The organism is Agrobacterium tumefaciens str. B6, assembly GCF_001541315.1.
GTDB classification, from domain to species: Bacteria; Pseudomonadota; Alphaproteobacteria; order Rhizobiales; family Rhizobiaceae; genus Agrobacterium; species Agrobacterium radiobacter.
In genome coordinates, this window is record NZ_LMVK01000002.1 from 1 (window position 1) to 25,711 (window position 25,711).

General features: G+C 58.2%; 20 protein-coding genes and 1 pseudogene. 13 read left to right on the forward strand and 8 right to left on the reverse strand.

The annotated features are described in order from the left end of the window. Positions 1-306: 306 nt before the first annotated feature. Together hutC and ASB65_RS03515 are read right to left on the reverse strand one after the other, a co-directional pair. The gene (gene hutC, locus ASB65_RS03510) at positions 307-1,032 is read right to left on the reverse strand and encodes a histidine utilization repressor (RefSeq protein WP_035212964.1); all 726 of its coding nucleotides are present in this window, start codon (positions 1,030-1,032) and stop codon (positions 307-309) included. Between the two features lie 51 nt (positions 1,033-1,083). Then, positions 1,084-2,430 carry a formimidoylglutamate deiminase gene (locus tag ASB65_RS03515; RefSeq protein WP_060723040.1) on the reverse strand — a complete coding sequence of 449 codons (1,347 nt, stop codon included), beginning with the start codon at positions 2,428-2,430 and terminating at the stop codon, positions 1,084-1,086. A gap of 114 nt (positions 2,431-2,544) precedes the next feature. On the opposite strand from ASB65_RS03515, the gene hutI reads away from it, so the two are divergent. The 5 genes and pseudogenes from hutI to ASB65_RS03540 all read left to right on the forward strand — a co-directional run bounded on the left by hutI (position 2,545) and on the right by ASB65_RS03540 (position 8,463). Then, positions 2,545-3,804, forward strand: a complete 1,260-nt coding sequence (gene hutI, locus ASB65_RS03520; protein WP_060723041.1) for an imidazolonepropionase — start codon at positions 2,545-2,547, stop codon at positions 3,802-3,804. After that, on the forward strand, positions 3,801-5,345 hold the full coding sequence (hutH, locus tag ASB65_RS03525) for a histidine ammonia-lyase (protein ID WP_060723042.1): 1,545 nt from the start codon (positions 3,801-3,803) through the stop codon (positions 5,343-5,345). Before hutI ends, hutH begins: the two co-directional genes overlap by 4 nt. A 1-nt stretch (position 5,346) precedes the next feature. Further along, positions 5,347-6,147, forward strand: a complete 801-nt coding sequence (gene hutG, locus ASB65_RS03530; protein WP_060723043.1) for an N-formylglutamate deformylase — start codon at positions 5,347-5,349, stop codon at positions 6,145-6,147. An 11-nt stretch (positions 6,148-6,158) separates the two neighbouring features. Further along, a pseudogene (hutU, locus tag ASB65_RS03535) lies at positions 6,159-7,832 on the forward strand (urocanate hydratase). A gap of 61 nt (positions 7,833-7,893) precedes the next feature. Further along, entirely contained in the window at positions 7,894-8,463 is a 570-nt protein-coding gene (locus tag ASB65_RS03540) for a HutD family protein (RefSeq protein ID WP_060723044.1), read from the forward strand. A gap of 58 nt (positions 8,464-8,521) precedes the next feature. Here ASB65_RS03540 and ASB65_RS03545 read toward each other — a convergent pair whose 3' ends face one another. The 4 genes from ASB65_RS03545 to ASB65_RS03560 form a co-directional block, all read right to left on the reverse strand. Beyond that, entirely contained in the window at positions 8,522-10,000 is a 1,479-nt protein-coding gene (locus ASB65_RS03545; protein ID WP_060723045.1) for a M81 family metallopeptidase, read from the reverse strand. A gap of 71 nt (positions 10,001-10,071) precedes the next feature. Beyond that, positions 10,072-11,160, reverse strand: a complete 1,089-nt coding sequence (locus tag ASB65_RS03550) for a D-TA family PLP-dependent enzyme (protein WP_080868682.1) — start codon at positions 11,158-11,160, stop codon at positions 10,072-10,074. 31 nt (positions 11,161-11,191) lie between these two features. Then, on the reverse strand, positions 11,192-11,587 hold the full coding sequence (locus tag ASB65_RS03555) for a RidA family protein (protein ID WP_020009231.1): 396 nt from the start codon (positions 11,585-11,587) through the stop codon (positions 11,192-11,194). A gap of 385 nt (positions 11,588-11,972) precedes the next feature. Next, on the reverse strand, positions 11,973-13,358 hold the full coding sequence (locus ASB65_RS03560; protein WP_035212939.1) for an FAD/NAD(P)-binding protein: 1,386 nt from the start codon (positions 13,356-13,358) through the stop codon (positions 11,973-11,975). Between the two features lie 434 nt (positions 13,359-13,792). Between ASB65_RS03560 and repA the strand changes: the two genes are divergently transcribed. From repA to ASB65_RS03590, 6 genes are all read left to right on the forward strand, one after another. After that, positions 13,793-15,007, forward strand: coding sequence for a plasmid partitioning protein RepA (repA, locus tag ASB65_RS03565; RefSeq protein ID WP_026363408.1), 1,215 nt, complete (start codon positions 13,793-13,795; stop codon positions 15,005-15,007). After that, positions 15,004-16,017: a plasmid partitioning protein RepB gene (repB, locus tag ASB65_RS03570; RefSeq protein ID WP_003505821.1), complete on the forward strand. Its 1,014-nt coding sequence runs from the start codon at positions 15,004-15,006 to the stop codon at positions 16,015-16,017. The genes repA and repB overlap by 4 nt, the downstream gene beginning before the upstream one ends. Before the next feature lie 185 nt (positions 16,018-16,202). Then, the gene (repC, locus tag ASB65_RS03575; RefSeq protein ID WP_080868610.1) at positions 16,203-17,480 is read left to right on the forward strand and encodes a plasmid replication protein RepC; all 1,278 of its coding nucleotides are present in this window, start codon (positions 16,203-16,205) and stop codon (positions 17,478-17,480) included. Positions 17,481-17,933: 453 nt separating this feature from the next. Continuing rightward, positions 17,934-18,146, forward strand: coding sequence for a hypothetical protein (locus ASB65_RS03580; RefSeq protein ID WP_026363407.1), 213 nt, complete (start codon positions 17,934-17,936; stop codon positions 18,144-18,146). Positions 18,147-18,211: 65 nt separating this feature from the next. Beyond that, on the forward strand, positions 18,212-18,496 hold the full coding sequence (locus ASB65_RS03585) for a hypothetical protein (protein ID WP_060723048.1): 285 nt from the start codon (positions 18,212-18,214) through the stop codon (positions 18,494-18,496). 51 nt (positions 18,497-18,547) lie between these two features. After that, the gene (locus tag ASB65_RS03590; protein WP_060723049.1) at positions 18,548-19,747 is read left to right on the forward strand and encodes a low temperature requirement protein A; all 1,200 of its coding nucleotides are present in this window, start codon (positions 18,548-18,550) and stop codon (positions 19,745-19,747) included. A 7-nt stretch (positions 19,748-19,754) separates the two neighbouring features. On the opposite strand, the gene ASB65_RS03595 is transcribed toward ASB65_RS03590, so the two are convergent. Then, complete coding sequence (locus tag ASB65_RS03595) at positions 19,755-21,224, reverse strand: glycosyl transferase family protein (protein WP_060723050.1); 1,470 nt, start codon at positions 21,222-21,224, stop codon at positions 19,755-19,757. A gap of 147 nt (positions 21,225-21,371) precedes the next feature. Here ASB65_RS03595 and ASB65_RS03600 point away from each other — a divergent pair, with 147 nt between their 5' ends. Together ASB65_RS03600 and soxR are read left to right on the forward strand one after the other, a co-directional pair. Beyond that, positions 21,372-23,480 (forward strand): TonB-dependent receptor plug domain-containing protein, encoded by a 2,109-nt coding sequence (locus ASB65_RS03600; protein ID WP_060723051.1) that lies wholly within the window; start codon positions 21,372-21,374, stop codon positions 23,478-23,480. A 158-nt stretch (positions 23,481-23,638) separates the two neighbouring features. Further along, positions 23,639-24,094: a redox-sensitive transcriptional activator SoxR gene (gene soxR / locus ASB65_RS03605; RefSeq protein WP_020009221.1), complete on the forward strand. Its 456-nt coding sequence runs from the start codon at positions 23,639-23,641 to the stop codon at positions 24,092-24,094. Between the two features lie 30 nt (positions 24,095-24,124). Here soxR and amyA read toward each other — a convergent pair whose 3' ends face one another. Continuing rightward, entirely contained in the window at positions 24,125-25,612 is a 1,488-nt protein-coding gene (gene amyA, locus ASB65_RS03610) for an alpha-amylase (protein WP_060723052.1), read from the reverse strand. Positions 25,613-25,711: the final 99 nt, after the last annotated feature.

Below are 25,711 nucleotides of genomic sequence, written 5' to 3' on the forward strand. Positions count from 1 at the left end.
GGAAACAAACAAGCTATCAGCCCATCCGCTTGATTTCTTTAGAACGAAAGTCGTCGTCGCCAGCAGCGCCGCCGCCCTCGTTCAGTGAGCGGACTTATAAATCCACCCCACCAAACAAGTCAACACAGCAATATCAAAAAAATCAAGAAATGTGACAGATTACTGATTTTAAAAGGGAATTTGAGATTAATCGTACAGATTAACGGATTTTAACGACTTTCGCCGTGCAAACGATAAGTGGGGTTAGCCTTCCCCTATATAGGGTTTCCATTTCGCAATTAAAGGACGCGAGCGACCTTACGGATATCAGTCGGAAGACGGGCTGAAACGGGCGACCAGGGCATGGGCATTGCCAGGATAGGTGAAGCGCACATAGGTCACGGCACCGGAATTGCTCCAGGTACGACGCTCGACCACAAGACAGGCCTGCCTGTCGGAGATGCCGAGCAGGCGCGCGATCTCCTTCGACGGCGCCTCGGCACTGATCCGATGTTCGGCAGTGCTCCACGGAACATGGCCAAGCAGCCAGGGGCCTGGCGCAATTTCGGTAAAATCGGTTTCAGCCGCTTCCGGCACGGCCGTCAGACTGATGAGACGCTGCTCGACACAAAATTCGCGCGCACCGGCGAAATGGATGCAGAGAATCTCGAGCAACGATGTGCCGACGGAAACGTCGAGCCGCTCACGATCCCCGCTTTTGGCGCTGCGCCTCTCGCGCTCCAGGATCTTGAAGCCATATTCGAGGCCAAGGGATTCGACTTCCGCCCCGATGTCATGAATTTGCAGAACGGCAGACTGGATCTGCGGCTGGCGAACGAAACTGCCGGATTTCTTGCGGCGTTCGATCAAGCCGGCCTTGGCGAGTTGGCCCATGACCTTGTTCACCGTCATGCGCGAACAGTGATACTGATCGGCGAGGTCTACCTCGAAAGGCAGCCGGTGGCCCGGCGGCCATTCTCCCGAAACGATCCGGCCCTCGATGTCGCTGAGGATACGCTGGTGCAGGGTTTGCCCGGCCGATGCTTTCGTCACGTCCGCAATGCCTTTCCCCACTGGCTTTTTCCCGTTTCTGCCGAGCCCATATCAGCTATCGAGAAGTTCGGCCATGACCTTGTTGAAACGATCGGATATTTCACGACGGTGGATATGCCGGCCGGCTTGCACGCGCTTTTTGCCGCGCACCCAAACGGAATCGACGCCAACACCACCCGCAAATATCCACTGATCGAGAATCTGGGATATCGGAAGATAAGAAACGGCGGAAACATCAAGAGCGACAAAATCCGCACTTTTCCCGCTTTCCAGACCATTTGGCGACGCCAGAGCCCTGCCGCCGCCTTCGAGCGCCTGCCGGAAGAGTTTTTCTCCCGTGGAATGGCCAGCATCGGCGATGACATTACGTGCCCGATGCGAGAGGCGTTGTGAATATTCGAGGGTTCGCAATTCTTCCGGCACGGAAATCAGGATGTTGGAATCGGATCCGACACCGTAATGGCCGTTTTCGCCAAGGAAAGCCGGAGCCGGGAAGATACCGTCGCCGAGATTGGCCTCGGTGATCGGGCAGAGACCGGCCACGGCACCGCTTTTCGCCATACGCCGCGTTTCGGTTTCCGTCATGTGTGTCGCATGGATAAGGCACCAGCGACCATCGACCGGCGCGTTTTCAAGCAGCCATTCCACCGGTCTCGCACCGGAAAAGGCGAGTGAATCGTCCACTTCCTTCGTTTGTTCCGCCACATGAATATGGATCGGCCCACCCTTTGCCAGCGGCTCGATGGCTGCCAGCTCGTCGCCGGTTACGGCACGCAGGCTGTGTGGCGCAATGCCGAGGACCGCACCCGGCAATTTGTCCGCCACTGCCTGTGCGCCCTGCATCAGCTTTCCATAACTGTCGAGCGAATGGATGAAGCGTTTCTGCCCATCGATCGGAGCCTGGCCGCCGAAACCGGAATGGGCGTAAAAGACCGGCAGCAAGGTGAGACCGATGCCCGTCTGCGACGCGGCCGCGCCGATGCGTTCGGCCATTTCGGCGATATTGCCGTAATGCGAACCGTCCCTGTCATTATGCAGATAGTGAAATTCGCCGACCCTTCCGAAACCGGCCTCCAGCATTTCCATATAAAGCTGGGCGGCAACGGCCTCGACATGGTCAGGCGTCATGGAGAGCGCGAATTTGTACATGACGGTGCGCCAGCTCCAGAAACTGTCGTCACCCGGGCCGCGGATTTCGGCAAGCCCGGCCATGGCCCGCTGAAAGGCATGGCTGTGGAGATTGGGCATGGCTGGAACGATGACGGCGTGACGCTCATCCTGCGGCTGCGGGGAAACACCGGTTTCGACGGATGAAATAACGCCGTCATCGCAGATGATGCGAACATCCTTCGCCCATCCACCCGCCAGAAGCGCTGCGCCCGCGTGAATTGCCGTCATGCCACCCTCTCCTTTGGTTCTGTCCGGCAAGGCTATTTCAAACGCGAAATTGCAGCTTGCCAAGCCGATTATTATGTATATACATTTAACTCACAAAGGAAAGGCGAAAAGCAAATGCCAGGGAACAAATCTGCAAACGGAACGGCGACGGGGAACGCCACGGCTTTGTGGCGCAACGCCCGGCTGGCAACCTTCAACCCCGACATGGATGGCATCGGCGCCGTCGAAAATGCCGTGATTGCCGTACGTAACGGCCGCATCGCCTTTGCTGGTCCTGAAAGCGATCTGCCCGCCGATCTGGCGACAGCCGATGACACCACCGATTGCGGCGGCCGCTGGATCACCCCTGCCCTGATCGACTGCCACACCCATCTTGTCTTCGGCGGCAATCGCGCCATGGAATTCGAGATGCGGTTGAACGGTGCGACCTATGAAGAGATCGCCAAGGCCGGCGGCGGCATTGTTTCTTCGGTGCGCGATACGCGCGCGCTTTCGGAAGAGGTTCTGGTGGCGCAGGCGCTTCCGCGTCTCGACACCCTTCTTTCCGAAGGCATTTCCACGGTCGAAATCAAATCCGGTTACGGTCTCGACATCGAAACCGAACTGAAGATGCTGCGCGTTGCGCGCAGGCTTGAGACATTACGGCCGGTGCGCATCGTCACCAGCTATCTCGCCGCACACGCGACACCTGCAGACTATAAGGGCCGTAACGCCGATTATATTGGCGACGTTGTTCTGCCGGGGCTGGAAAAGGCGCATACGGAAGGACTGGCGGATGCGGTTGACGGCTTTTGCGAAGGCATCGCCTTTTCCGTTGCGGAGATCGACCGGGTTTTCAAGGCCGCAAAACAGCGTGGCCTTCCGGTCAAGCTGCATGCGGAGCAGCTTTCCAACCTTGGCGGTTCCGAGCTTGCGGCATCCTATAATGCGCTGTCGGCCGATCACCTGGAATATCTTGATGAGGCCGGTGCGAAGGCACTGGCGAAAGCAGGAACCGTGGCCGTGCTTCTTCCCGGTGCCTTTTATGCGCTGCGCGAAAAGCAGCTGCCGCCGGTACAGGCACTGCGCGATGCCGGAGCCGACATTGCGCTCGCAACGGACTGCAATCCCGGCACTTCGCCGCTCACCTCCCTGCTGCTGACCATGAATATGGGCGCCACGCTTTTCCGCATGACCGTGGAAGAGTGTCTGACGGCGACGACACGCAATGCGGCAAAGGCGCTCGGCCTGCTTGCGGAAACCGGCACGCTGGAGGCCGGAAAATCGGCTGATTTTGCCATCTGGGATATCGAGCGTCCGGCCGAGCTTGTCTATCGCATCGGTTTTAATCCGCTCCATGCCCGTATTTTCAAGGGACGGAAGGTTTCCCCATGACCATAAAAGCCATCACCCTTCATCCAGGCGCCGTGACGCTTGCCGAGCTTTCCACCATATACTGGGAAAACGGTACGGCAAAGCTCGACCGCAGCTTCGATGCCGGCATTGAAAAGGCAGCAGCCCGCATCGCGGAGATTGCTGCCGGCAATGCGCCGGTCTACGGCATCAATACCGGTTTCGGCAAACTTGCCTCCATCAAGATCGACGCGGCCGATGTGGCGACGCTGCAGCGCAATCTCATCCTGTCGCATTGCTGCGGGGTCGGCGCACCGCTTCCTGAAAATATCGTGCGGCTGATCATGGCGCTGAAGCTGGTTTCGCTCGGCCGCGGCGCTTCCGGCGTGCGGCTGGAACTGGTGCGGCTGATCGAAGCCATGCTTGAGAAAGGTGTCATTCCCGTCATTCCCGAAAAGGGTTCGGTCGGCGCTTCCGGCGATCTCGCGCCGCTGGCCCATATGGCCGCGGTGATGATGGGCGAAGGCGAGGCCTTTTATGAGGGAGCGCTTCTGCCCGCCGGCCAAGCACTTGCGAAAGCCGGATTGACCCCGGTGGTTCTGGCAGCCAAGGAAGGGCTTGCACTTATCAACGGCACGCAGACCTCGACGGCGCTGGCGCTCGCCGGTCTTTTCCGCGCCCATCGCGCGGCACAGGCGGCGCTTATCACCGGCGCGCTTTCCACCGATGCCGCGATGGGGTCGTCTGCCCCTTTTCATCCCGATATTCACAGCCTGCGCGGCCATAAGGGCCAGATCGACGCGGGAGCGGCGCTTCGTAATCTGCTGGATGGTTCGGAAATCCGCGTTAGCCACATCGAGGGCGACGAGCGGGTGCAGGACCCTTATTGCATCCGTTGCCAGCCGCAGGTGGATGGCGCCTGCCTCGATCTTCTGCGGCAGGTGGCCCGCACACTGGAAATCGAAGCCAACGCCGTAACCGACAATCCGCTGGTGCTTTCAGACAATTCCGTCGTCTCCGGCGGCAATTTCCACGCCGAACCGGTCGCCTTTGCCGCCGATCAGACGGCGCTTGCCATTTGCGAAATCGGCGCGATCGCCCAGCGTCGTGTGGCGCTTCTGGTCGATCCGGCCCTTTCCTATGGGCTGCCGGCCTTTCTTTCCAAGAAGCCAGGGCTGAATTCGGGCCTGATGATCGCCGAAGTCACCTCCGCCGCGCTGATGAGCGAGAACAAGCAGATGGCGCATCCGGCCTCGGTCGATTCGACGCCGACCTCCGCCAATCAGGAAGACCATGTGTCCATGGCCTGCCACGGTGCACGACGTCTGCTGCCGATGACGGACAATCTCTTCGCCATCCTTGGCATCGAGGCGCTTTCGGCCATTCAGGGTGTGGAGTTGCGTGGGCCGCTGAAAACCAGCCCCGAATTGCAGAAGGTGATTGCCGCGCTACGCGCCACGATCCCGTCGCTGGAAGAAGACCGTTATATGGCGCCGGACCTGAAGGCGGCGGCAGAGCTGATCGCTTCCGGCGCTCTGGTCTCGACGATTTCAGGCGGCATTCTGCCGAAGCTGGAGGTTTGAGATGCGTGTCTTTGACATCAAGGAAGGTTCATCGCCGATCATTCTCGGGCTACCCCACACCGGCACGGATGTGCCGGCGGATATCTGGCAACGCCTGAACGAAAACGGAAAATTGCTGGCCGATACCGACTGGCATATTCACGAGCTCTATGCGGATCTGATCCCAGAAGCGACGACGGTGCGTGCCACCTTTCATCGGTACGTGATCGACGCCAACCGCGACCCCGCCGGGGTGAGCCTTTATCCCGGCCAGAACACAACAGGGCTTGTTCCGGAGACCGATTTCGACGGCAAGCCGATCTGGAATGAAGGGCAGGAGCCCACTCAGGACGACATCGCATACCGTCTGGAAACCTTTCACGCGCCCTATCACGCAGCGCTTGCGGCGGAAATCGAACGGGTCAAATCCATTCATGGCATTGCCATTCTCTATGATTGCCATTCGATCCGTTCGCATATTCCCTTCCTGTTCGAAGGCAAGCTGCCGGATTTCAACATCGGCACGGATATGGGCGCAACTTGCGACCCGACGATCGAAAAAATCGCTGTCGAAGCGACCGCCGCTGCAGAGGGTTACGACAGCATCCTGAACGGTCGCTTCAAAGGCGGTTGGACGACGCGCCATTACGGAAAACCGCAGAGCAGCGTGCACGCCATCCAGATGGAGCTGGCGCAGTCCACCCATCTTCAAAGCGAGACGCCGCCTTTCGCCTATGACGCGGGCAAGGCCGACCGGCTTCGCTCCCGTCTCAAAACCATTCTCACGCGCATGGAAAAATTTGCGCTCGACACAAAACGATAAGGGGAAAACACATGAACAATCCACGCCATAATATTCGCGATGTCCGCGCGCCGCAGGGCACTGAACTCAATGCCAAGAGCTGGATGACGGAAGCCCCGCTGCGCATGCTGATGAACAATCTCGATCCCGATGTCGCCGAGCGCCCGCATGAGCTGGTGGTTTATGGCGGTATCGGCCCCGCCGCCCCCACCCGGGACGATTTCGACCGCATCGTCGCGACGCTGAAAGATCTGAACGAGGATGAAACCCTCATCGTCCAGTCCGGCAAGCCGGTCGGTGTATTCCGCACCCACAAGGATGCGCCGCGCGTCCTGATCGCCAACTCCAACCTCGTGCCACACTGGGCGAACTGGGATCACTTCAACGAGCTGGATAAGAAGGGTCTTGCCATGTACGGCCAGATGACGGCCGGTTCGTGGATCTACATCGGTACGCAGGGCATCGTGCAGGGCACCTATGAAACCTTCATCGAGGCCGGCCGCCAGCATTAGGACGGCAACCTGAAGGGCAAGTGGATCCTGACCGGCGGTCTCGGCGGCATGGGCGGCGCACAGCCGCTGGCCGCCGTCATGGCCGGCGCCTGCTGCCTTGCCGTCGAATGTGATGAAACCCGCGTCGATTTCCGCCTGCGTACCCGTTATGTCGATGCGAAGGCGCATACACTCGATGAGGCGCTGGCGCTGATCGACCAATGGACCAAGGCGGGCGAGGCGAAATCCGTCGGCCTGATCGGCAATGCGGCGGAAATCTTCCCGGAACTCGTCCGTCGCGGCGTTCGTCCCGATATCGTCACCGACCAGACCTCGGCGCATGATCCCGTCCATGGGTATCTTCCGGCCGGATGGACCGTTGCCGAATGGCGTGCCAAGCAGGAAAGCGACCCGAAGGCCGTTGCCGCCGCAGCGCGCGCCTCGATGAAGGTGCATGTGCAGGCCATGGTCGATTTCTGGAACGCCGGCGTTCCGACGCTTGATTACGGCAACAATATCCGCCAGGTCGCCAAGGATGAGGGGCTGGAGAACGCCTTTGCCTTCCCGGGCTTCGTGCCGGCCTATATCCGCCCGCTGTTTTGCCGTGGCATCGGCCCGTTCCGCTGGGCAGCCCTGTCAGGTGATCCGGAAGACATCTACAAGACCGACGCCAAGGTGAAGGAACTGCTGCCTGACAACAAGCATCTGCACAATTGGCTCGACATGGCGCGCGAGCGCATCGCATTCCAGGGCCTGCCGGCACGTATTTGCTGGGTCGGCCTTGGCGACCGCCATCGTCTTGGGCTTGCCTTCAATGAAATGGTCAAGAACGGCGAGCTGAAGGCGCCTGTTGTCATCGGCCGTGACCATCTCGACAGTGGCTCCGTCGCCTCGCCCAACCGCGAGACCGAAGCCATGAAGGACGGCTCGGACGCCGTTTCGGACTGGCCGCTCCTCAATGCGCTGCTCAACACGGCATCCGGCGCGACCTGGGTTTCGCTGCATCACGGCGGCGGTGTCGGCATGGGCTTCTCGCAGCATTCCGGCATGGTCATCTGCGCCGATGGCACCGACGATGCGGCTCGCCGGCTGGAGCGCGTGCTCTGGAACGACCCGGCAACCGGCGTGATGCGCCATGCCGATGCCGGTTACGACATCGCCGTGGAATGCGCCAAGGAACAGGGCCTGCGCCTGCCCGGCATCCTCGGCAATTGATCCTGCCACGGCCGGAAATGGGGAACACCGTTTCCGGCCGATCTTTCAAAAGTGGACAACCATGACCCTGCTGCGCGCAAGCGACTATAAGCGAATGCCCTGGAAAAACGGCGGCGGCGAGACCGTGGAAATCGCCATCTTTCCGCCAGGCTCTTCCGTCCATGATTTCGACTGGCGTATCAGCATGGCGACGGTCGCAAGCGACGGGCCGTTTTCGATCTTTCCCGGAATAGACCGCACCCTGTCCATTCTTGAGGGAAACGGCATGGCGCTGGCAATTGCGGCCGCCGATCCACTGATGCTGACCGTGGAAAGCCAGCCCCTGCGCTTTCCGGCCGATGTTCCCGTCAATGCGATCTTATCCGACGGCGCGATCACCGATCTGAACGTCATGACCCGCCGTTCGACCTTTCGCCATGTCGTCAGGAGGCACTTCGGTCTGTTTGCGGGGAAAGCAGGCGGAAACGCGACACTTATCCTGGCACTCGATCCACTGACGGTTTCCACCGGTGACGGCAAGGAGCAGCTGGGGAAGCTGGATGGTCTGCTGATCGAAGGCGGCTTACCGTTCACAGTCGAAGCAGGTCAAAACGAAAGCGCGTTTTTCCTGATCACGCTTGAGCGCCTCTGAAGCCTTTCCAGAAAAAGGCTTCAGAGTTCCGTCCCGATAATGCTCGAACGGCTGCCGCTCAATCCAGGCCCAGCGGATCAGCCACCCGTGGCCAAAGCTCGAGGCTCGCCTTGCGATAGGGCGTTTTTGCCGGATCGGTCGGATAGGACGTCGGGGCCGCTATATAAACGATCTCGGAGGCGACGGGCGCAAACCCCGCATGAAAATGGTTGGTCGACTTGACCAGCAGCACGTCTTTTTTCGCGAAATCGATGCCGAGATTGGAAAAGATATCCGGCTCATAAGTCTGCGTCCGGCTGGTGATGAGGATGATATCGATCTCCGTGCCGAGCGGCCGCACGACAGCGGCGCGGCCGAGTGTTACGCGGCTGTTGCGGAAACTCTGCCAGCCGGCCTCGGCCGTGCGCATCACCTTTATACGGAAATCGAGCGGTTCGCCGCCTTGCGGGCTGGATTTGCCGCCGATGCGCAGGTCAATCTCGGCACCCTCCCCCGCCGCGTGACAGAAAGACACGGCGATCGGGTCCCAGATCGTCGCGACAGCGAAATTGTCCATGCCGCGGTCCACCATGCGCCGCAGAATATGGGTGGCATCACCGGCAACACCGCCACCCGGATTGTCCCAGATGTCCGATACCACGACCGGCTTCTCCTGATTGCCGCTGCGAATGGCGAGAACCCGGTCGAGACCCGTTTCCGTATCCAGCATTGGCATGGCTGTCAGCTTGCGCATGGCATAGAGCTCGCGGCCGAGCTTTTCAGCCAGCGCCTCACCCTTCGCCCTGTTATTATCGGTGACGACAACGATGCGCGTTCCCATATCCGGTACGTCGCCGGCCATGAAACCATGAATGACCGAAATCGATAGGATGCCGTCCCTGCCCTCCATTGCCTTCAGCCGGTCGACATAAGAACGCATCGGCTCGCGGCTGGTGGGATAAATAGTGATCATGCGGCAATCGAAAGTCGAGATGACCGGTTTGATCTCTCCCCGAAGCGTGCGCAGCGCCATCTCCACCACATGTTCGCCGCGCTCTTCGAAATCCGTGTGCGGAAACTCCAGAAACGTCGCCATGATGTCGAGATTTTTGACCCGAAGCGCCGTCAGGTGGCTGTGGGGATCGAATTCCGCTGCGATCAGCACTTCCGGTCCAACCATCGCGCGGATGTGGGAGAGGAAATCGCCTTCCGGATCGTCATAACCCTGCGCCACCATGGCTCCATGCAGGCCAAGGACCACGGCATCTACGGGCATGGCGGCGGCGAGTTCGGCAAGAATCGTGTCCCGCAGCGTTTCATAAGTCTGGCGCTGGATAAGTCCCGCCGGTTCCGCCCAGCATGAGGTTCCCTCAATCACCGTGAACCCTTCCGCCTTGCCGCGACGACGCAGAATCGGCACGGGCGACGAGCAGAGCGTCGGCGTTTCGGGATGCTCGCCCGGCCCGGCATAAAAAGCCGCACGGAAAGCGTCCATATCCGTCGGTACGGGTGAAAACGTGTTGGTTTCAGTGGCGAGCGACGCCGTGAAGAAGCGCATATTTCCAGATTCTCGTTGCCGGTATCTGCATTTTCGCAGCTTCCGATTCCAATTTAATTAGCCGGGTAACTTTACCAGACGGTACCGCGCGCTGTGACCTTCTCAACGCGTGTTACGACACCGTTTCGATGGAAAACCATCCTGTCGAAAAGATTGCTGACGACGCAGGTGTGGTTCGGCACGACCTTTACCACATCACCGATTTCAGGCCGCCCGGAAGCGCAGCCGGACAGATCAACGACGGCGTGTTCTTCCGAAAGCGAGACGATTTTTGCGCCCTCACAACCTTCGATCAGCCCATAATCGCTGAAACCCAGGAGATCCGAGGTCAAGGCCTTGGATCCGCTGTCCAGCACCGCCCGATCGGCCGTAGGCCTCGAAACGACGGTGGCGAGAACATGCATGGCGAGATCGCCGGTCGTGCAATGTCCCGCGCGCAGCATGGCGCGATCATTATAGACATAGGTGCCTGCCCGATGTTCGGTCGCGGAAGGAACGAGATGGGCGGAATAAAAATCGGGCGAACCGCCGCTGGAACGGACCGGGCAGTCAATGCCCCTTGCCGCAAGCAACGCCATGGTTTTGCGAAGGAAGTTTTCCACCGTCTCGGCCCCATCCGGTGCCGGATAGGTCAAAATGCCCTTGAATCTGAGGCCCGGGGCCGCAACAATCTTTTCCGCAAGCGCCAATGCCGCTTCCGGCGTCTGCACGCCGCAGCGCTTGCCGCCCGTATCGCATTCGACAAGCACGGCAAGCGGCATTACTGCCTCGAATGTATCGGCAAGACCGGCAATCGTGACCGCGCTATCGGCAACCACGCTCAGCCCGCCGATGCGCGCATTCAACGCCTTCAGCTGCGAAAGCTTTGCTGCACCGAGAATATTGTAGGTGATCAGGATGTCATCGAAACCGGCATCCGCGAAAACTTCCGCCTCACTGACTTTCTGGCAATTAATGCCGATCGCACCAGCCTGCAGCTGCTGTTTTGCGATAGCCGGTATCTTGTGCGTCTTGATATGCGGCCGGAAAGCCTTACCGTGTTCATCCAGATAGGATTGCGCCCTGAGGATATTGGCACTGAGCCTATCCTCGTCAATGACGGGCATTGGCGTTGAAATCGCATTGAGGGGTGTGCCCACATCAGGCCAGGGATAGGTCATCATCTACTCTCAAAAATAGGCAAATTGGGCTTCAAGCCAGCGGCTTATAAGCGATAACGTCCATTTCCACCTTGGCATCGACCATCAGCGGTGATTGCACGGTCGAGCGCGCGGGTGGATGATCGATGAAATATTTCTGGAAAACGGCGTTGAAGCTCGAAAAATCCCGCGCATCATCCAGCCAGACATTGACCTTGACCACATCGGCAAGCGTACAATCCGCCAGCGCCAGAACATCCCTGATATTCGCGACCACCTGCTCGGTCTGCGCCACGATGCCGCCGGTCACGACCTCGCCATCAACAGTCGGCACCTGCCCCGAAACATAAACGAAATCACCGGCGCGAACGGCCTTGGCAAATGGCCGACGCTGTCCGCCGGCCTGACTGTCCGCCGTCTCGTATCTTACCAGTTTCTGTTTCTGCATTGGTCCTCGCAAATTATTTTCATAATTTCAGAAATTTACAGGGTTTATAGCCTCTTTTATGACGAACTTCCATAAGCTATGTAAATTATTTAGCAATCGCGGACATTACCCCGCAAAGACGGTCTCGGTCTTTTACCCCAGTTGATTGCGGGAATACGCACTTTGAAGGCAAAAAGCGGTACTTCACCAAAGAACGTTCGTTGCTATCGTGCGGAAAGCCCACGCGACATTCATCAGCCGCCTCGAATCCGCGAATTCGGCCTCCAATGAATAGTCAGCACATTCATTCAAAGAAAAAGTTTGCCGCGGCTAACATCAAAATCAAGAGGCGCCGAGAATGTCTGTTATGACGGCACCTCTCGCTATGGTCGATTCTTCGGCCGGATCAGCCCTGTGCAGCAACCCGATCATTCGCGGTCACTCTCCGCGTAATCTCCCGCGCGATCTTCTGTGCCTGCACACGAATATCCGGAACAGCGGTTATCTCCCAGAACCGGCCTGCCGTCAGCGCACCCGCGGCGAAAAGACCGGGCCAGCTTCGTCCGTCCGTCCGCAGCAAATGGGAGTGGTCGTCAACCTCGACCCCGAGCCCGAAAGGGTCCAGTGAAATAACACCCTCGCCGCACATGGCTTCAAGAAGCCGCGAATGACCGATGCCGGCCCGCTCCATGCCCGTGCAATTGACGACCCAATCGACCTGAAGTTCCCTCACCACTTGTGTATGTCTGCGGCGGTAGCGCACGGCAATCCCCTCCTCCCCTTCGTCTATGGACCGGAGGTAACCCGCATGAATTTCCAGAATGCCGTCCGAGAGCAACTTCTCGAAAGCACCAGAGACCTCAGGCGCGATGCGGTGCCGATGGATATTCCACCAAGGCAAGGCATGCCGAAGAAACCGGCTGCGCTGCGCAGGTGTAAGGCGTTGCCACAGCAATTGTGTTTTCGGCCGCAAACCATCCATAACGGTGCGCCACGGTGCGCCATCGCTGACCTGTTTGCGTAAAGACTGCAGCAACAGGCTGATCTCCGTCGAGCCATCAGGCAGCTCAGGCTCCGTGGGGGGAGCAGGCGGGCTGACATGCGGATGCGGCACCAGGCCGCGTCGGGAGAGAACATGGATCGGGCCTTGATGCCCTTTTCCCCGCAGGGTCAGAACCTGATCGATCATCGTCAGACCCGAACCCAGAATACAGATGCGATCTCCGGCCTTGACTTTGGACAGCCATCCCGGCTGCCAGCAGTGACCGATGATACGTTGTGGCCCCTCTTCTTCCCTCGCGACAGTTTGCACCGGCAAACTCGCCGCGCCGACACCGAGACACAAAACGACATTCTGCGCGCGCAGCTGCTCGCCATTCTCCAGAGCGAAAGAAAATCCACCCTTGCCATCCGGGCGACAGGCCGAAGCCTTGGCCCGAACGAAATCCACCCGCGCCCGTTGCTCCCTGCTTCTAAGCAAACCCGCCAGCCTGTCGCGAAGATAAAGACCATAGTCTCCACGCGAGGCGAACAGCAGAGGATCCTCCGCTATCCCATTTTCCGCCAACCAGTCGACAAAATCACCGGGGCGGTCAGGGAAGACACTCATTCGACCGGCTGGCACATTCAGCCGATGATAGGGAAGTTCGGTACGATAGGCGGTGCCGCGCCCGAAATCCGATTCATCGCCCACGATAGCGATCGAGGCTTCCGCCGGCAGGGACGATAAAAGATGAGCGGCGGTACAAATGGCCGAGAAACCCGACCCGACGAGAGCGACATCATAGGACATTCATTCCTCCAACCTGCGACAGCTTGAACAGCCAGACGACGGGCGTCGAACCCAACGATACTCTAGTCAATGAGTAGAGATTAAACATCCGCGAATGTCCACCCTTCACTTTTTGCCGCGGGATGATCGGATGTGCAGTGGGTCAAAACCAAAAAGTTAGCCGCGGCAAACTTCTGCGCGGGCATACATTCCTTGTGTGAAAAGACGCGATCCGCGCCCGTCTGTCTGATCGTCAGGGCGAAGTTAGCCGCGGCTAACCGTCAAACTGTCACAAAAAACAAAAGTGATTCTTCCACAATGCCTTAGCGGCACTTTCGCACCTGAGAAAAAAGCCTATTGCGCCAAAAAGAGAATCGGCGCTTATATCTCAGTTGCGGAAAAAACCGCCTTTTTCGAAAAAAACCGCTACTGCAATTTCGAGCGAAAGAAGACCGATGACACAGAGTGCCGATTTAAGACGTGCCGCAGGAGCACCCGACCTGACGAGTCTTATACAACAGCATTCGGCTGCGTTGTCAGCCCAATTGCAGGCTCATAATGCAAATACATTTTCACCACACACCGAAAAGAGCATGCGCCATTTCTCACCGGCAGAAACCGCGCGGCTGATCGGTATCGGCGAGGCCTATCTTCGTCAGATCGCCGCCGAACGCCCGGAACTCGATGCGGCCCAAGCCTCCGGCCGCCGTTCCTATTCGGTTGAGGATATGGACGAGATCAGAAAATTCCTTGATCAGGGCGCGCGCGGCACCCGCCGTTATCTGCCACACCGCCGTGATGGCGAAGAGTTGCAGGTCATCGCCGTCATGAACTTCAAGGGCGGTTCTGGAAAAACCACGACGTCTGCACATCTGGCGCAATATCTGGCGCTGCGCGGTTACCGGGTGCTCGCCATCGATCTCGATCCGCAGGCCAGCCTGTCAGCGCTCTTCGGTCATCAGCCAGAGATTGATGTCGGTCCGAACGAAACGCTTTATGGCGCCATTCGTTACGATGACGAACGCCGGCCGATCGCTGAAATCGTTCGCGGCACCTATATTCCTAATCTCCATATCGTTCCGGGCAATCTGGAACTCATGGAATTCGAACACGACACGCCCCGCGCTCTGATGCGCCGCGCACCCGGCGATACACTGTTTTTCGCCCGCATTGGTCAGGCAATTGCCCAGGCGCAGAACTTCTATGATGTCGTGGTCATCGATTGCCCGCCGCAGCTTGGTTATCTGACGCTTTCGGCGCTGACAGCCGCCACATCCGTCCTCGTCACCGTTCATCCGCAAATGCTGGATGTGATGTCGATGAACCAGTTCCTTGCCATGACCGGCGACCTTCTCGCCGAAATCGGCAGGGCGGGCGCACGTTCCGACTATAACTGGATGCGTTATCTGATCACCCGTTTTGAACCGAGCGACGGACCGCAGAACCAGATGGTCGCCTTCCTGCGCTCGATTTTCGGTGAAAACGTCCTCATCCACCCGATGCTGAAGAGCACGGCCGTCTCGGATGCCGGACTGACCAACCAGACACTTTTCGAAGTGGAAAGAACCCAGTTCACCCGGTCCACCTATGACCGTGCGCTGGAAGCCATGAACAACGTAAACGCTGAAATCGAAGGACTGATTAAAAAAGCGTGGGGTAGGGCAGCATGAGCAGAAAACAGATATTCGCCAATCTTGGTACTCCGGCCGCCGACAGCAATGAGACCGCATCCGAGCGGTCGCGTCCGCGTATCAGGCCCATCCTTGGCTCTCCGGAACTCGTGACCGATGTTCTGAATTCCCCGGTGGGAATGATCGGCCAGTCGCTCAGCGAGGTATCGGAACGCGCCAAGCGTGCGGAAGAAATCGAAAGGCAGCTCGCAGAAGGTCTCACGATCGTTTCGCTCAATCCTGCCGATATAGATCCCTCTTTCATACCTGATCGCATGCCAGCCTCCGAAGAGGCGGATGCAGGTCTGGTTGAAGCCATTCGTGAACAGGGCCAGCAGGTTCCCATTCTGGTGCGCCCGCATCCCGAGTTCCCCGGCCGTTATCAGGTCGCCTTTGGTCATCGTCGCCTGCGTGCAGTCTCCAGCCTCGGTATTCCGGTCAAGGCGGTCGTACGTGATCTCAGCGATGAGCAGCTCGTCGTTGCCCAGGGACAGGAAAACAACGAACGTCGCGATCTCACCTATATCGAAAAGGCACGCTTTGCCCAGAAACTGCAGATACGGTTTCCGCGAGATACGATCATGGCCGCCATGTCGCTGCACAAGGGCGATCTCTCCAACATGCTGTCGGTTGTCGGCCGCATTCCGGAGGATCTGGTCGATCTTATTGGCCCCGCCCCAACTGTCGGCCGTCGTAACTGGATGGACCTTGCCGATCAGCTTTCCTCTTCTCAGGTCAAGGAAGCGGCCCGTGCCTATGTGAGGGATGCCTCGGTTGCTGCCCTGCCATCGGAAGACCGTTTCAAGTCGCTTCTGGATTTTCTGAAGCCCAAGGCGCAGGCAAAAAAAACCGGTGTCTGGTCATCCGAAACCGGCGGCCGGCTGGCAAAGGTCGTCGAAAGCGACCGCAAGCTGGATATCTCTATCGACAAGAACGAAGCGCCGGAATTTGCCGAGTTCGTTCTGGAACATCTTCAAACGCTGTTTGCCGAATACCGGTCCAAGCAGTGAGTTTTAACTCGAACGACTAACAGGAGACGCATCACAAAAGAAAAAAGCCCCCGAACGTTGCCGCGCGGAAGCCTTTCTTTGATTTAAGCACCCGAAGAATCTCATTTCCGCGAATCATAGTCAAGAGTCTTGGCATCGAATTTTTCGGTGAGCGATTTTCTTTTGCCTTGTGAAAGGTGAAAGACATGGACAGCACATGTGTAACGACGCCCTTTGGGCGGCGAGCGATGTCGTTTGGCGTCCTCGCGACTCAATTTGCCACGCAGAAAAACAAGAAGATCGAAGCGGTCGATAAATGGAAACTCTATCGTTCGGTCTGTGAAGCCAGGCCTTTGCTTGGCGTGACCGATCGCTCGCTTGCGGTCCTGAACGCGCTTTTGAGTTTTTATCCCAAGAACGAACTTTCCAGCGAAGCCGGTTTGGTCGTCTTCCCGTCGAATGCGCAATTGTCACTCCGTGCCCACGGCATGGCCGAACAGACATTGCGCCGGCATCTTTCGGCTCTTGTCGAAGCCGGCCTCATCATTCGCAAGGACAGCCCGAACGGAAAACGATACGCCCGCAAACACCGGGGAGGGGAAATCAGCGAGGCTTACGGTTTTTCGCTGGCACCGCTTCTTGCCCGCAAAGCGGAAATTGAGGAACTCGCCGAACGCATCGTCAGCGAGCGGCTCGATCTTCAGCGGCTTCGTGAAAGTATCAGCCTTTGCCGCCGCGATATCCAGAAACTCTGCGACATGATTGCTGCGAGCGGTCAGGTCGAAGCCTTCGAAGGGTTTCAGACACGTTACAACGCCATTGCCCGCTCTCTCGGTCGCAATTCCAAGCCCGCGGAACTCAAAGAAATCGGCGGTTTTTTGGCCTCTTTGCGTGCGGAAGTAACCAACTATCTGGAAAATATTGAAAAATCGGAAAATTTGGGCGGCAATGACTGCCAAAATGAGCGCCTCATAAAGAATTCAGAATCCGAATCCATATCTAAACGGCAGGATTTGCACGAGCCGGTAACCACTGCACCTGCCAGCACGGTAAGCGCCCAGCCGGCATATGCGGCACCCATCAGTGCAAAACCTTCACCGCCATCGCCAAAGCCTGTTCTTCAAAAGCAATTTTTTGTTCCTGATATTGTTTTGGTTTTGAAGGCTTGCCCTGACATCTCACTCTATGCCCCAGGCGGAGCGGTTACAGGCTGGCGTGATCTGGAAGTGGCGACATCGGTGATCAAAACCATGTTCAACATCAGCCAGTCCGCCTATCAGGATGCGCTTGCCACATTTGGCCGACAGGGAACCGCAGCCATTCTCGCCTGCCTTCTGCAGAAAGCAGATCAGATAAGTTCGCTTGGCGGGTATCTGCGCAATCTGACCCGTAAGGCGGAGGAAGGCGGCTTCGACATGCAGACAATGCTTCTGGCGCAGTTGAGAGGGCGTAAGGACACTATGGAGGCCAGCATGCCCTGCTGAGTTAACGGAGCGTGGAAACGGTCTCGGCTTGCGGAAAAAGCAGACCGAAGTTACATTAACGCCGTTTCCGCAAGAAAAAGAGATTCGCATGAGGCTGCTGATATCAACAGTGCAGCCAAGGGTTTCTATGGTTAATGCATGGTAATGAAAACTAACTTCGAATTAGCTTTCGTTTGCGTTTTTCCATGATTGGTTTCAATCGCTTGAGTCAGGGATATTTTTCGTCGGAATTGCGCCGACAAGGGCAGAAAGTGCAATCTATATGCACGGATCACCCGTCAAAGTGGGCATGTGGCACCGGATAAAAAGCATGTCCGGCTGCTGGAAAACCGCGGATGAAATCTACGGGAATGCACACACGGCGGCAATGGGACTTGGGTGGAGGCGGGAGACGTTGAACTTTCCGCAAGGTCCCGCGTTTGCGCTTCATTGCTTAAACGGATGGCTGAGCCGATGAATTTTCCGGACGATATGGAACTGGCCGTCGCTCTCTATATGGCGGACAACGCTTTGCCCCGGGACAGGGCCATTGAAAAGCTTCTGAGGGCGGAGCTCGAAAATGCTGGCCATCTTCCCGGCGGCCAAGGTCGACCGCCCGAAATCATCGACGGGCAACCGAGCGCGGATTATGTCCAATATAGCTCCTACCTTGATGAGGACACCTGAAAGGGGCGGAACCAAAGCGGGCGAGGGCTGTTTATGGCGCAAACAATTGTGCCAGGATGCGTCCCATGTTTCCAAGATCATTTTTTCTCGCAGCCGCGTTCGCCACCATGACCGGCCTGCCAGTAATTGCCCAACCCCTTGAGGTCAGTACGCTCGAGGTTTCCAGGGCGGATAGCACCACGCTTCCGCCAAAGGTCTTGGCCCCGAACTACATCACCGATGTTTCGGGAAAAAAGGTTCGTCTGGTCGGGCCGCGTTTTTATCCCGACAGTGCGCGGGCGCTGGAGTTTCCCGGTCGAAAATTGAATCCGGTCGAAGCGGGCGGCGAAGAGATTTTCTCCCAACGGTGAGGCCATTGGTGAGCGGACGTATCGCGACGACCAACATTTGACGGGGGTGGCATGAGAGCCAAGGGCGAGACTTATTCACGCAAGGCGGATGGGGAAAGCTGGATAAGGCAGGAGGGCCAGGATGCTGGAAAGGCCAGTTTCCCCGAACTGTTCTTCGATATGGTCTTCGTTTTCGCGCTGATCCAGCTCTCCCACGCCCTCGCCAAGGATTTTGGGCCGACGGCCGCGCTTGAAGCGGGCATCCTGATATTATCGCTTTGGTGGTTATGGATACACACCACCTGGATTACAAACCTGCTGAACACAGAAAAGGAGCCGGTCAGAATTCTGCTGTTTATCCTGATGTTCGGTGGTGTTTTGCTCGCCATCGCGCTGCCGGAGGCTTTTGCGGAGCAGGGCCTTGTCTTCGCCCTGATCTACAGCGTGATGCAGGTGGGGCGGAGCCTCTTTGCGCTATATGCTTTCAAGGACGAAGACCGGCAGTCCTTTCTGGTCTTTGTGCGCGTGACAATCTGGCTCGCGGTATCAAGCCTGTTCTGGCTGGCCGGCGGGCTTGTCGATCTGGCGGATCGCATTCTCCTGTGGGGCATCGCGCTTGCAATCGAATATGCCGGCCCCGCCTGCCGTTATGTCGTACCGGGCTTGGCCTCAAGCGACGAGGACAGGCTACATCTTTCCGGCGAGCATCTGGCGGAGCGATGTGCGCTCTTCGTCATCATCTGTCTTGGGGAAACGATCCTCACCACCGGGCGCACGGCCACGGAATATATGAATTCGGGCCTGACATTCATCGTCTTCTGCTCGGCCTTCGTCAGCACCGTGGCGATGTGGTGGATTTATTTCCATCATGGGCAGGAAGAGGCTTCGCGAAAAGCCGAGAACGCCGAAGAAAAAGCGAAGATTGCCCATAATCTTTTTAACTACGGGCATTTGCCCATTGTAGCCGGCATTATCCTGACGGCAGTAGGTGAGGATTTCAGCCTTTCCCATGCGCGAGAGGGCGCAACGATGCGGGAGGCGATCGCCATTCTCGGCGGTCCCGTCCTGTTTCTGTCCGGCAATATCGGCGTCAAGATTGCCGCCGCCTATCAGCGGCCGGTTTCGCATTTTGCCGGCGTGGCGGCGCTCTGCCTGGTTTTGCCGGTGCCGGGTATTCCGCTTTTTGTGCTGCAGCTGGCAAGCACGGGGATTCTCCTGCTCGTCGCCCTCTGGGAATATCTGGCGCTGAAAAAAGCAGGCAGCAATGCCTGACGGCTAATCATCCATAGGCAAGATTACGCACCCTGTCGTTCCAGAGCCGAAGGCTGCGCGCATAGGCTTCCTCAAAGGGCAGGGTCATATCATTGACCAGCATCAGCGCGATAGCGGCGGGGGGAATGATGATGGTTTCGGCCCTTTCGTCCCTTGCCGCCCCCGTCCAGACCGCCCGCCCATATTCGAAGGGGGTGGACATGGTCGGCAATTCGGCGGGCGGCGCCTCGCGGGGGGGAATGAGGAATGCCACATCCCTGCCCTTTGCAAGGCCAAAAATCCTGGTGGTGCGAAAAGGGGTAAATTGCGCAAAATCCCGCGTATTGCCGAGAATGGTGAGGTTTTCCACCGAAAGCAGCCGCGCCGTGTCCCGGTGAAGTTCCTGATAGGATGGCCGGGCGACGCCGATGATAGTGCTTCGGGCGCGAAGCGGGTTGAGAAGATGGACGACCGTGTTGAGCGGCAGGCGCATCTCCAGAATGCCATGCAGGCCGAGCAGGCTTTGAAACTGTAAAGACAGACCGCCGATCGGCAGATAGGCGATCCGTTCCGAGGATGTGGCTTTCGCCGCCTGCGAAAGCGAGTGGCAAAGGGGAATGCCGCAGGCCTGTGCGGCAAGTTCAAGCTTGCCGCCATTTTCGCCCTGGCCCACATGGCCGTGCAACAGAACGCTGTATCCCGCCATGGAAACCAGACGGGCGGAATGCAGGAACCACGGCGCATCGCGATGTTTCGGCGACATGTAGGCCGGCCAGTCGAGATCCGCCGCTGCCGGCTGCTGCCGATCTCTTTCGATATGTTGCCACATGGCCTCGATGAAACCGGCAAGTTCGGCCGCGGTCACACCGCGATAATGCATGGTGGCGAGCAGCGCGCCGATCTGTATGGGATCGGCATCGCCCTCGAGAATGATCGACAGCGCATCCATCGCCTCGTCTTGGGCGAGTGGCCGGCTGTTGCCGATGCCCATTGCCGAGGTCGCGATATATTTGGCAAGCCGGTGCTGCGGATCGGAATTGTGTCCGATGCGGGCGAGACGGTCGGCAATATTTTCCGGTGTCGGCTGGCCTTCGAGAAGAACGCTGGGGCGAAGCGAGAGCGGCGGCGCCTTCATCAATACCGGCTGTTCCCAACCGCTTTTATCGAGGGCAGCCGGCGCCTCCGGTCTGTCCTGCGAATAGTCGATCAGGTTTTCGGCCTCCGCCGCCAGCGAACGAATGCGCAGCCGCATATTCTCCGCAAAGGGGGTAGGGCGCAGGCCCTGGCCAGTACGCAAAAAAAGCGGGTCTCCGTATCTCTCCCGGAGCTGCTGCAGGATGCGGCTCATCGAAGATGTCGGCAGTCCCATGCCCGCAGCAGCGCGGCTTACACTGCCTTCCCGCAACAACGCATCAAAAGCGACAAGTAATTTCAGTTGTCCGAGCCTGTCGGGTTTTGTCGTGGAGGCTGGTTCTTCTTTTCTCTTGCCGGTTGTCATCTTGCGATTTTTTTACTCCGCCGCTTATTCGGGGAGCCCTTTTTGCAATTTCTGGAATTTAGAACTGTTCGAAAACAAACGCGTTGCGCCCGCATCCCCTCCTAAATAAGTGGGGTTAAATTCTCAAGTTAAATGCGGGGGCGTAACATGGAATTGAAGTACCGCGGTCAGAACAGGGCTGCGACAATAATAAAGACCGGTGTTTCTGCAGCAATGGCTGGCACGGCTTTGAGCCTTGCTCTGCCGGCATTTGCGCAGCAGGCGTCCGAGGGAACCACGGTTCTTCAGCAGATTGTGGTCACCGCATCCGGCTTCGAGCAGAATGTGAAAGACGCTCCGGCCAGCATCACAGTTGTCACGCGGGAAGATCTGGAAAAGGGCTCCTACCGCGATCTGACCGATGTCCTGCGCGAAGTTCAGGGCGTGTCCGTCACCGGCATTGCCAATGAAAAGGATATTTTCATTCGCGGATTGCCCGGCGCCTACACGCTGGTTCTGGTTGACGGCAAGCGGCAGAGCACACGCGATGCCCGCACCAACGGCAATTCCGGCTTCGAACAGAGTTTCGTGCCGCCGGTATCGGCGATCGAACGCATCGAGGTAGTGCGTGGGCCGATGTCTTCGCTTTATGGTTCGGATGCCATGGGCGGCGTCATCAACATCATCACCCGCAAGGTCGGCGATGTCTGGTCCGGCTCGGTCACCACCGAAGGCACGGTTCAGCAACATTCCAAATTCGGCAATAGCGGTCAGGTCTCCTGGTATGCCAACGGACCGATCCTGAAGGACCAGCTCGGCCTGCAGGTCTGGGGCAGGGGCTTCACGCGCGGCGAAGACGGTATTCTGAACGGCACCACGGGCGCCAGGGAATATGATTTCAACGGTCGCCTGACATTCACGCCGAATGAAGATCATGACATCTATCTCGAAGGCGGCAAGACGCGGCTGCGTCGCGACGCCGAACCCGGCGAGACGCTGGCAGCGACGGATGCCAACGGCACCTACAACACCAATACGCGTGACCATTGGTCCCTGTCGCATACCGGCCGCTGGGGGCCGACCACATCCGAATTCTCGTTCCAGCAGGAATGGGCGGAGCGCACCAACTTCACCAGAAATATCCGCACGGGCCGCGTGACCGAAAACCCGCGCTCGCCGGAAGTGCGCAATACCGTTCTCGACGGCAAGTTCACCACGCCCTTCGAATTGTTCGGCAACCACACGCTGGTCACAGGCGGACAATATTTCGAGGCGCGGCTGACGGACCAGAATCCGGGACGCCGCACCGGTCGCGATGAGACATTTTCGGCGACGCAATGGGCGCTCTTCCTTGAGGATGAATGGCGCATTGTCGATAATTTCGCGCTGACGGGCGGTCTTCGTCTCGATAATCACGAGAAGTATGGCAATCACTTCAGCCCGCGCCTTTATGGCGTCTGGAGTGCGACCGAAGAGCTGACCATCAAGGGCGGCATTTCCACCGGTTTCCGCGCCCCGGAAATCCGCCAGATCGCGCCGGGTTACGCCTATACGACGGGTGGCGGCGGCTGCAGCTATGGCCCAAGCGGCACCTGCGGCGTGATCATCGGTGATCCCAACCTCGAAGCGGAAAAGAGCACGAGCTACGAAGTCGCCGCCCTCTGGGACAATGGCGACGTCGCTCTCGGCGCTACCTATTTCTATACCGATTTCAAGGACAAGATCTCCAACGCGCTGGTGCTCAATCCGGATGGAACACCGGCCCGCTGGAGCGAAGACCGCAACTATCGTCTCTGGTATAACTACAACATCGACGATGCGGTCATTCAGGGTGTGGAACTGACGGCGACCTGGTATGCGACGCCAGAACTGACGCTGCGCGGCAACTATACCTATACGCATTCCGAACAGAAAACCGGTGACTACGAAGGTTTCCCCCTGGCGCGCACACCTGAGCATATGGCCAATCTGCGCGGCGACTGGGTGACCCCGATCGATGGTCTGGAAGCCTGGGCCTCGCTGAATTACCACGGATCGGAAATCAATGCCGGCCCGCGCATCGGCACGAATGGCACGCCGGTGACGATCAATGGCAAGGCCGGTCGCAAATATGACGCCTACACCACGCTGGACATCGGGGCGAAATATGCGGTCGCCGAAAATGTTGACCTCAATGCCGCCATCTACAATGTCTTCGACAAGGATGTCGGCACCGATGATTTCAACACCGTCATGGAAGGCCGCCGTTTCTGGATCAGCATGACAGCCAAGTTCTGATCTGGACACAGTCACAGAGATTCAGAGGCGCCCAAGGGCGCCTCTTTTTTTGAACGTTCGTCTATTGACCTCAACTATGGTTGAGGAATTATACCGGCTGCTCTTCACTGTGTTTCCGCGTTTTCCGAGCGGAAATCGTGCCGGAAGCAGGAGCCAGAATGGAAAATACCGTATTCAAACACAGTCTGACGGTCGGGGAGGTTGCCCGTCGCAGCGGCATCGCCGTCTCCACAATCCATTTTTATGAGACGAAAGGATTGATCGAGGGCTGGCGCACCGCCGGTAACCAGCGTCGTTATCATCGTGCTGTTCTGAGACGCATCGCCATCATCCGCATCGCGCAGCGCGCCGGGATACAGCTCAGCATTATCAGGGACGCGATGGCCGATCTGCCGCAGGATCGGGTGGCGACGACGGCCGATTGGCGCAGGTTCTCCCAATCCTGGCGGGAAATGCTCCAGCTTCGCATCAACAACCTGATCATGCTGCGCGATCAGCTGACCGGCTGTATCGGTTGCGGATGCCTTTCGCTGGATGATTGTCCGTTACGCAATCCGAATGATGTTCTGGCCGATGACGGCGCGGGTCCGCGCCGTCTCGTATCCGCCGAGTGAGCAGAAGTTTCGGCACGGGACGATTGTCCCTCACTCGGATTCGGCTGGAACCCAAACGCTGACGCTGCCGCCATTGGTGGGAAAGACGCCCTTGCCGCTCTCATCAAGGGTAATATGTTCTTCCCGGTGCCCCAGAAAGTCGCGCCAGACCGCCCCGGCGTGATCGGGACCGAGATCGATCTGCTTTTCCGCCGGCTCGCCATTCGACATCACCACCACGCAGCCCGGCGCATCGGCGGTGCCGTTGCGAATAAAGGCAATGCAGCTTGGGTCGTCGAAAATATCCGTCTGGGCTCCGTTGGCGAAACGGCTGCGGGCCTCGATAAGCGCCGGCAGGCATTCGATGGCGGGAATGATGATCTCGTGTTCGTTGCCGTCATTGCCGGTGTCGGTATAACCAGTGCCGAACAGATCCGGATAAAAGACGCAGGGCACGCCCTCTTCGCGCAGCAGAATGATAGCGTAAGCCAGCGGCTTGAACCAGGGTTCCACCGGCGCTTCCAGCGATTGCAGCGGCTGCGTGTCGTGATTATCGACGAGCGTGACGGCATGGTCGGGAACGGCGGAGACAAGCGAGCCGTCGAAGATGCTGCGCATGTCGAAATCACCACCCTGTTTCGAGGCGTCGTGAAAGCGGTGATGAAGGGCGACGTCGAAAAGCATGAGCTGCTTGTCGACCAGCTCAAGATAGCTTTTCAGCGCCTCGAGATCGGGGTGCCAATATTCCGCCACGACGAACAGATCCGGATCGACCGTTTCGCGCATATTGCCGACCCAGTCGCGGAAGAACCAGGCCGGGATGTGTTTTGCGGCGTCCAGACGAAAGCCATCAACCTGTACTTGCTCGGAGAGCCAGCGGCCCCAATATTTGAGTTCCTCGTAAACCGCCCGGTTTCTGAACTCGACATCCGCGCCCATCAGATAGTCGAAATTGCCGTTTTCCTGATCGACTTCCTCATTCCATTCCCCATCGCCATATTCGTTGACGAGGCGGAAAATGCCGTCTTCGGTCGGCTCCTCGATATGGTCGACACCGCTGAAGCACTTCAGGTCCCAGATGAATTTGGAATGTTTGCCGTTGCGGCCGGGAAAGGTGAAGCGTGTATAGGCAAGCGCCTGAAAGTCTTCATCGTCTATTTCGGTGCGGTCTTCGGGATTGACGCGGCGAACCCGTACCTTTTCCTTCTCGTCGGCACCCATCTTGTGATTGAGAACGACATCGTGAATGACACGGATGCCATTCTCCTTCAGCGTCTTGCCCGCATGTTCAAGGGCGGCGCGATCACCATATTTGGTGGCGACGGTGCCCTTCTGGTCAAATTCGCCGAGGTCGAAGAGATCGTAGGTGTCATAACCCACCGAATAACCGCCGGCGGCGCCCTTGTAGGCGGGCGGCAGCCAAACGTCGGTGATACCCATTTTCGCAAGGCTTTCGGCCTTTTCCGCCACCTCGCTCCATAATTTCCCTCCGTCCGGATAATACCAATGGAAGAACTGAAGCAAGGTGCGTCCGGCCATATTTCCCTCACAGTAGTTAGCAGGTCGCGCCATAAACGGCCCGGCGGCGAAAGGGTTCCGCCGCCGGGGATGCGCGATCTGCAATTGTGAGGCCCGATG

Bases quoted from the DNA above. Each gene is read 5' to 3' on its own strand.
- ASB65_RS03515 (WP_060723040.1), bottom strand. From the start codon at position 2,430: ATGACGGCAATTCACGCGGGCGCAGCGCTTCTGGCGGGTGGATGGGCG.
- hutI (WP_060723041.1), top strand. From the start codon at position 2,545: ATGCCAGGGAACAAATCTGCAAACGGAACGGCGACGGGGAACGCCACG.
- hutH (WP_060723042.1), top strand. From the start codon at position 3,801: ATGACCATAAAAGCCATCACCCTTCATCCAGGCGCCGTGACGCTTGCC.
- hutG (WP_060723043.1), top strand. From the start codon at position 5,347: ATGCGTGTCTTTGACATCAAGGAAGGTTCATCGCCGATCATTCTCGGG.
- ASB65_RS03540 (WP_060723044.1), top strand. From the start codon at position 7,894: ATGACCCTGCTGCGCGCAAGCGACTATAAGCGAATGCCCTGGAAAAAC.
- ASB65_RS03545 (WP_060723045.1), bottom strand. From the start codon at position 10,000: ATGCGCTTCTTCACGGCGTCGCTCGCCACTGAAACCAACACGTTTTCA.
- ASB65_RS03550 (WP_080868682.1), bottom strand. From the start codon at position 11,160: ATGACCTATCCCTGGCCTGATGTGGGCACACCCCTCAATGCGATTTCA.
- ASB65_RS03555 (WP_020009231.1), bottom strand. From the start codon at position 11,587: ATGCAGAAACAGAAACTGGTAAGATACGAGACGGCGGACAGTCAGGCC.
- ASB65_RS03560 (WP_035212939.1), bottom strand. From the start codon at position 13,358: ATGTCCTATGATGTCGCTCTCGTCGGGTCGGGTTTCTCGGCCATTTGT.
- repA (WP_026363408.1), top strand. From the start codon at position 13,793: ATGACACAGAGTGCCGATTTAAGACGTGCCGCAGGAGCACCCGACCTG.
- repB (WP_003505821.1), top strand. From the start codon at position 15,004: ATGAGCAGAAAACAGATATTCGCCAATCTTGGTACTCCGGCCGCCGAC.
- repC (WP_080868610.1), top strand. From the start codon at position 16,203: ATGGACAGCACATGTGTAACGACGCCCTTTGGGCGGCGAGCGATGTCG.
- ASB65_RS03580 (WP_026363407.1), top strand. From the start codon at position 17,934: ATGAATTTTCCGGACGATATGGAACTGGCCGTCGCTCTCTATATGGCG.
- ASB65_RS03585 (WP_060723048.1), top strand. From the start codon at position 18,212: ATGTTTCCAAGATCATTTTTTCTCGCAGCCGCGTTCGCCACCATGACC.
- ASB65_RS03590 (WP_060723049.1), top strand. From the start codon at position 18,548: ATGAGAGCCAAGGGCGAGACTTATTCACGCAAGGCGGATGGGGAAAGC.
- ASB65_RS03595 (WP_060723050.1), bottom strand. From the start codon at position 21,224: ATGACAACCGGCAAGAGAAAAGAAGAACCAGCCTCCACGACAAAACCC.
- ASB65_RS03600 (WP_060723051.1), top strand. From the start codon at position 21,372: ATGGAATTGAAGTACCGCGGTCAGAACAGGGCTGCGACAATAATAAAG.
- soxR (WP_020009221.1), top strand. From the start codon at position 23,639: ATGGAAAATACCGTATTCAAACACAGTCTGACGGTCGGGGAGGTTGCC.
- amyA (WP_060723052.1), bottom strand. From the start codon at position 25,612: ATGGCCGGACGCACCTTGCTTCAGTTCTTCCATTGGTATTATCCGGAC.